This is a genomic window from Halomonas sp. BC04, from assembly GCF_000568385.1.
This window is the reverse complement of sequence record NZ_AZQX01000308.1, coordinates 1-6,458: the sequence shown is the minus strand read 5'-3', so window position 1 is coordinate 6,458 and position 6,458 is coordinate 1. Positions and strand designations below refer to the sequence as shown.

Annotated in this window: 6 protein-coding genes and 2 pseudogenes; 2 read left to right on the top strand and 6 right to left on the bottom strand. The window is 66.8% G+C overall.

From position 1 onward, the window contains the following. The 6 genes and pseudogenes from thrS to folE2 all read right to left on the bottom strand — a co-directional run. Positions 1-1,912 (bottom strand): annotated as a pseudogene (gene thrS / locus Q427_RS20990) (threonine--tRNA ligase); the annotation flags it as partial. Positions 1,913-1,924: 12 nt separating this feature from the next. Next, the gene (locus Q427_RS20985) at positions 1,925-2,713 is read right to left on the bottom strand and encodes an arsenic resistance protein (protein ID WP_231613829.1); all 789 of its coding nucleotides are present in this window, start codon (positions 2,711-2,713) and stop codon (positions 1,925-1,927) included. Continuing rightward, the gene (locus Q427_RS35665; protein WP_269321303.1) at positions 2,671-2,793 is read right to left on the bottom strand and encodes a hypothetical protein; all 123 of its coding nucleotides are present in this window, start codon (positions 2,791-2,793) and stop codon (positions 2,671-2,673) included. Before Q427_RS35665 ends, Q427_RS20985 begins: the two co-directional genes overlap by 43 nt. A 4-nt stretch (positions 2,794-2,797) precedes the next feature. After that, entirely contained in the window at positions 2,798-4,048 is a 1,251-nt protein-coding gene (locus tag Q427_RS20980) for an NAD(P)/FAD-dependent oxidoreductase (protein ID WP_231613828.1), read from the bottom strand. Between the two features lie 40 nt (positions 4,049-4,088). After that, entirely contained in the window at positions 4,089-4,499 is a 411-nt protein-coding gene (hisI, locus tag Q427_RS20975; RefSeq protein WP_043517057.1) for a phosphoribosyl-AMP cyclohydrolase, read from the bottom strand. Then, a pseudogene (gene folE2 / locus Q427_RS20970) lies at positions 4,496-5,412 on the bottom strand (GTP cyclohydrolase FolE2). Before folE2 ends, hisI begins: the two are co-directional and overlap by 4 nt. A gap of 78 nt (positions 5,413-5,490) precedes the next feature. Here folE2 and Q427_RS35660 point away from each other — a divergent pair. Both Q427_RS35660 and Q427_RS30495 read left to right on the top strand, forming a co-directional pair. After that, positions 5,491-5,910, top strand: a complete 420-nt coding sequence (locus Q427_RS35660; RefSeq protein WP_051496571.1) for a HoxN/HupN/NixA family nickel/cobalt transporter — start codon at positions 5,491-5,493, stop codon at positions 5,908-5,910. Between the two features lie 13 nt (positions 5,911-5,923). Further along, a partial coding sequence (locus tag Q427_RS30495; protein ID WP_442905544.1) for a nickel/cobalt transporter occupies positions 5,924-6,458 on the top strand: 535 nt, incomplete at its 3' end.

Genomic DNA, 6,458 nt, shown 5'->3' with positions numbered 1-6,458 from the left:
GGCGGCGCAAATATCCAGGCTGCCCAGGTCGTCGCCCTCCCGGGTGCGAATCGCCACGCTGCCGGAGGCGGCTTCCCTGGCACCGACAATCAGCTGGAAGGGCACGCGCTGCAGCGTCTGCTCACGGATCTTGTAGCCGACCTTCTCGTTACGGATATCCGCCTCCACCCGCAGGCCCGAACCGCGCAGTGCCTGGGCCACCTCCAGGGCATAATCGGCATGCTGCTCGGTGATGGAGAGCACCACGACCTGAACGGGAGCCAGCCAGGCGGGGAGCTTGCCCGCGTGCTGCTCGATCAATATACCGGTGAAGCGCTCCAGGGAGCCGAACAGGGCACGGTGCAACATCACCGGGCGCTTGCGCTGGCCATCCTCGTCCACGAAGTCCAGGCCGAAGCGTTCAGGCAGATTCATGTCCACCTGCAGGGTGCCGCACTGCCAGTCGCGGCCGATGGCATCGCGCAGCACGAACTCCAGCTTGGGTCCGTAGAAGGCGCCTTCACCGGGATTGAGCCGGTAGGCCAGGCCCATCTCGTTCAGCGCCTGGGTCAGCGCGTTCTCCAGCAGGTCCCAACTGGCATCATCGCCCATGCGGTTGTCCGGCCGCGTGGAGAGCTTGATCAGCACGTCCTCGAAGCCGAACTGGCGATAGATATCCAGCACCTGAGCCACCACATCGCGGCATTCACCGATCATCTGCTGCGGCGTGCAGTAGATATGCGCATCGTCCTGGGTGAAGTGGCGCACCCGCAGCAGGCCGTGCAGCGCACCGGAGGCTCGTAGCGGTGCACCTTGCCGAACTCGCCCATGCGAATGGGCAGGTCCCGGTAGCTTTTCAGGCCGTGGCGGTAGAGCAGCACGCTGCCCGGACAGTTCATCGGCTTGAGAGCCAGTGAACGGCCGTCTTCGGTCTCGGTGGTGAACATATGCTCGCGGTAATTGTGCCAGTGGCCGGAGAGCTCCCAGAGGCTGCGGTCCATGACGTCCGGGGTGTTCACCTCCACGTAGCCGGCGTCCTCCTGGCGACGGCGCATGTAGGCGATCAGCTCCCGGAATACCGCCCAGCCGCGGGGATGCCAGAACACCGCGCCGGGGGCATCCTCCTGGAAGTGAAACAGGTCCAGCTGACGACCGAGCCTGCGGTGATCGCGCTTCTCCGCCTCCTCCAGGCGCTTGAGATAGGCCTTGAGGTCCTTGCTGTCGGCCCAGGCCGTACCGTAGATTCGCTGCAGCTGTTCGTTTTTCGCATCCCCCCGCCAGTAGGCGCCGGACAGCTTGGTCAACCGGAAATGCTTGAGGAAGCGGGTGTTGGGCACGTGCGGGCCGCGGCACATGTCCAGGTACTCCTCGTGGAAATAGAGCCCCAGCGCCGGTTCTTCGGGCAGCTCGTCGATCAGCCGCAGCTTGAACTCCTCGCCACGTTCGCGAAACAGACGCATGGCCTCATCCCGCGGCGTCATGCGCTTGACGACGTCGTACTCCCTGGCGATCAGCGCCTGCATGCGCGCCTCGATGGCCGCCAGGTCTTCCGGGGTAAAGGAGCGCTCATAGGCGATGTCGTAGTAGAAGCCGTCCTCGATCACCGGGCCGATCACCATCCTGGCGGTCGGGTAGAGCTGCTTGACGGCGTGCCCGATCAGGTGGGCACAGGAGTGGCGGATGATCTCCACCCCCTCGGGTCCCGGGGGGTAATGATCTGCACTTGGGCATCGCGCTCAATGGGATCGCAAGCGTCGACCAGGCGGCCATCCACCTTGCCGGCCAGGGTGCTGCGGGCCAGGCCCGGGCCAATGGCAGCCGCTATCTCCGCGACGCTGGTTGGGGACGCAAAGCGGCGCTGCGCCCCATCCGGCAGGGTGATGGCGATGGTGTCAGAGGCCGGGGTATCAGTGGTCTGAAGTGTGTCTGTCATGTGTCAGGCTCATCAGGAGTGGAGGCGGCCATGGGCCGGGCTTCGCTTCGAGTGGAGCAGCAGGTGCCGAAGCAGGGTCAGGTGTGGAAATTCGAGCAGCATGCCGATCACGATGGCGGCATGGATCAGGGGCTGGCCCGGCAGTGCGGTCATGGTCACCGCCAGCATCAGCGGCGCATTGCGCGCCGCCGTGGTCATGGTCAGCAGCGCATGCTCCGGATACGCCAGGCGTGCCCGGCGGCTGACCCACTCCCCCAGCAGGAAGGTCGCCAGGAAGAACACGAACACCGCCGCGAGCACCCGGCCGAATACGGCACCGTGCTCGAGGATGACCGCAATATTGTCAGCGAATATCTGCGCCACTAGCAGCGCAACCACCCAGGGGGTGAGTCGATCGATCCACGCCAGCAGGCGACCGAAGCGAGCATCGCCCAGTGACAGCCGCAGCATGAAGTGTGCGATCACCGCCACCGCCAGCGGCAGCAGAAACCACTGCAGCAGGCTGCCGGCGATGAGCGTGCCTTCCACCAGCACCAGGTGGCGTGTGAAGAGAGACAGGTAGAGCGGATAGAGCAGCAGCTGCACCAGCATATTGATCGGAATCAGCGCCGCGCCCAGGGCCACGTTGCCGTCGGCCAGCCGGGTAAAGCCCAGGACCCAGTCGGTGCAGGGCGACATGAAGTAGATCGCCAGCCCGACCATGAACAGCGGATGGGCATTCAGGAACGCCGCAGCGATGGCATACCCCACGGCGGGAATCAGCACGAAGTTGACCGCCAGCACAATGCCGATGAAGCGCACGTGCCCAGCGCCTTCACGATGGCCCCGAAGCGCACACCGAACAGCAGCAGCACGACCAGCAGCAGCAGGGTTGCATCCATGCGCTCACCCAGCCATTGGCCGCCGGCCGGGAGGGCGTGGCCGATGGCAGCCCCCGCCGCCATGCCGCCCAGCAACAGGCAGGTGGTGCCGGCGCCGAGGTACCCTGGCCGTTTCAACATTCGCAGCCTTCGCAGCAGTCACGGTTGCCGAATGGCCCCCAGGCGCCATCCGCGCTCTGCAGGGCGCCTGCGTCCAGCCCCAGCCGAAAGGCGACCTCTTCGGCGACCAGGCCGAAGCGTTGGCGAAACTTGTAGATGAAGCAGAAAATGCGACGGTCGTGGCGCACCTGGGGGCCCACCAGGAAGAGCCCCGGCGTGCGGTGGATTCGTCGCTTTCCGTCAGCTCGACATGGCCTTCGTCGGACCAGTCCCAGAGGTGGGCGATCTGATTCGCGCCGCCCCCCTTGAGAAAACCGGTACCCAGGATGGGCGGCTCGGCCACGTCCCAGCGGCGGTCGTCGGCCGCGCGTATGCGAAAGCCGCCATGCTCGCTGCGCGAGACGCTCACCACATCGACCCCGAATTCGATCTCCAGTCGTCCGCTCTCGAGCGCCCCGGTCAGGCGCTCGCGGCTGTAGGGCGATAGTGCCAGGCTGGGGTCGTAGGGGCCGTCAGGGCTCCAGGTCGACTTGCGCGCCAGCAGGCTCACCCGGTGCCCGAGCCGCACCAGGTTCACGGCGGCATCCACGCCGCTTTCGTAACCGCCGATGACGGTATGGGCCGGTGAGTCGAAACGCGCCCAGCTCGTCACCCGGGCATAGTGGGTGCACCACTGGGCGCCGGGGAAAGGGGTCAGGTCGGGGAACAGGAACTCGCCCGTGGCCCAGATCAGAAAACGCGTGCGCAGCTTGCCTTGAGGCGTGGTCAACAGGAAGCCGCCCTCCTCCAGGGGTTCGGCATTCCCCACCTTGCAACCCTCCTCGATGGGCAATGCATGCGCCTCGGCGATGAACGCCAGGTAGTCCGCATACTGCTCGCCGGTGAGATGCTCGGCCCCCGCGAAGATGGCCGGCGAGCTGATCTCATTGACCGCGTTCAGGTCCGCCAGGCCAAAGGGATTGCTGTGGAAGGAGGGCGTGATGAAGCGGGTCTCTTTCGGCCAGCGCCGGAACGATTCGCCGACCCGGCCGGCGTCGAACACCCGGTAGTCGAGACCGTCGAGCGCATCCAGCGCCAGGGTCATGCCAATGCCCGCGGGCCCGGCCCCGACGATGACCACATCGACGTCGGGCACTTCCTGTTGCCGTTGGCTCATTCCCTGGACTCCTGCATGTCGTAGCGTCGAGAAGAGATGACTATTGTCCTGGCACCGTGATGACCTGCACCGCATCGCCACGCACGGCGTTGTAGAAGCAGTTGGGGCGCCCGGTGTGGCAGGCGGGCCCCTGCTGGTCGACCAGCAGCAGCACGGCATCGCCGTCGCAGTCGAGCCGGGCCTCCACCAGCCGCTGGCGGTGGCCGGAACTCTCCCCCTTGCGCCACAGGGTCTGGCGCGAGCGCGACCAGTAGCAGACCTGCTCTGACGCCAGGGTCTCGCCGAGGGCCTCGCGATTCATCCACGCCAGCATCAGCACCTCGCCGCTGTCGTGCTGCTGGGCAATGGCGGTGATCAGGCCGTCGGCGTTCCAGGGGATGGCATCGAGGACGGTCGCCAGTGGCCGCCGCTCATCCAGCGCGGCCTCTTCCAGCTGCTTCCATATCGTCATGGCCGCCCCTCGTCGCCGATCCCTTCATCCCAGTTCCACTCGCTGCGTGCCACGGCGTCGTGGGCGTGCAGGCTTTCGGCATGCACCACCCGCAGCCGGAAGCCACTGACGCCGGGCTGGTCGCGCAGGGCGTGGTTCAGGCGGCGCGCGGCGTCCTCGCAGAACATCAGGTTCTGGCCGTTGGCCAGGGCGAAGGCCTGCTCGTCGATCCGCTTCACCGCCGTTTGCAGCGCGGTGCCCAGTGCTTGCTCGGTCGCATCCACCAGACACAGCAGTGGCAGCTCGTCCAACTCGTCGGCCAGGCGCACCGAGAGGTGGGCCTGGCTGCGCTGGCTATGGGGCGTGGCCAGGATGCCCTGCTCGCTGCCCAACCAGGCGCTCACCCCCTCACGGGTAACCGGCATGTCGGTGAAGTCCTCGTCGAAGGCCTGCTGGATCAGCTGCCGCGACAGCGCGGCCGAACAGGGGCAGGTGGAGGAGTAGCCCACCGTCAGGTCCAGGGTGGCCTGCATTCCCTCGCCGTCGCGCCGGCAGCGCAGGGTGAAGGGGTAGCGCTTCCAGCCCGACAGCGGGCTGATCAGCGCCGGGCGCTTGAGCATCGCCTCGCCGCTCAGGTCGAGAAAGGCCGTGCTGGAGAGCCTTCATGGCTGCCCAGGAAGGTCTCCAGCACCGCGGCCACCCGCGCCAGCGACACCTCCCGCTCCTCCAGTTCGGCCAGCGCCAGATAGAGCCGCGACATATGGATGCCGCGCGCCGTCGGGTCGTCCAGGCTGACACCCGCCGAGGCGTAGCCGGTGACGCCCTGCCCGGCAACCCGCAGCGGCAGGGCAATCTGCTCCATGCCGACCCAGCTCAGGGTGCCGAGGCGCTGGGCGGGCGCCGCGGCGATATCTTCTAGCGGTAACCTATTCATCGGAAATGGCTCTTTACAGGATCACAAAGAGGTATGTTATAACATAACAGCTTTGCATTTCGACCCTCGGGAATCCACATGCCACGACTCTTCAGCACGACGCGCCCTTCCCTTGACGCCAACTCCCATGAGACCCGGCGGCGACCCACACTTCGCCACCTTCTCCCCCGGCACCGATGGGCGCTGGTGGCCCTGCTGGCGGTGGGCGTCGTCGTGCTGCTGGTTCAGCAGGGCCTGATGCAGAGCGTGAGCCTGCAGATCCTGGCCTGGCAGCGCGACCTTCACCGTACCCTCACCCTGGCGCTCAGCGAGTGGTCGGCGGCCCCCTCCTGGTCCAACGGCTGGTGGCTGATGGCACTCAGCTTCGGCTACGGCATCTTCCATGCCGCCGGGCCAGGGCATGGCAAGGCCGTGCTGTCGACCTACCTGGTTTCACAAGGCGGCGGCGTCAAGCGCGCCCTGACGCTCTCGTTCAGTGCGGCCCTGCTCCAGGGCTGATGGCGATCGCCTGGTGCTGGTGCTGGTGAAAGGGCTGGGCTGGCTGACCCGCCAGGCCATGGGCAGCGTGACCAGCCTGGAGCTGGCCAGCTTCCTGATGGTGGCGCTACTCGGCGGCTGGCTGTGCCTGCGAGCCAGACGAATGCTGAGGCACGCCCGCGACGATAGCGCCCCGGCCCGCTCTCCGTCTCACGCCCACGCCCACGCCGCCATGGCGCCTGCCACCTTTCACTTTCACGCTTCGCAGGATGCTACCGCTCCCTTGCAGGCACATGCGGCACATGACCATGGCTGCGGCTGCGGTGCCCGTCACCATGTCGCCCCCGAAGAGACCGGCGACTGGCGCACGGCCCTTGGTGCCGTGGTCGCCGTCGGCATGCGCCCCTGCAGCGGCGCCGTACTGATCATGGGTGCGGCGAGCCTGCTGGGCCATACGGCACTGGGGGCGGCCGCCGTCATGACCATGGCACTGGGCACGGCCATCACCGTCTCCGCCCTCGCCCTGGCCAGCGTACTGGCACGAGACTGGGTCTCCCGCCATGTTGTTC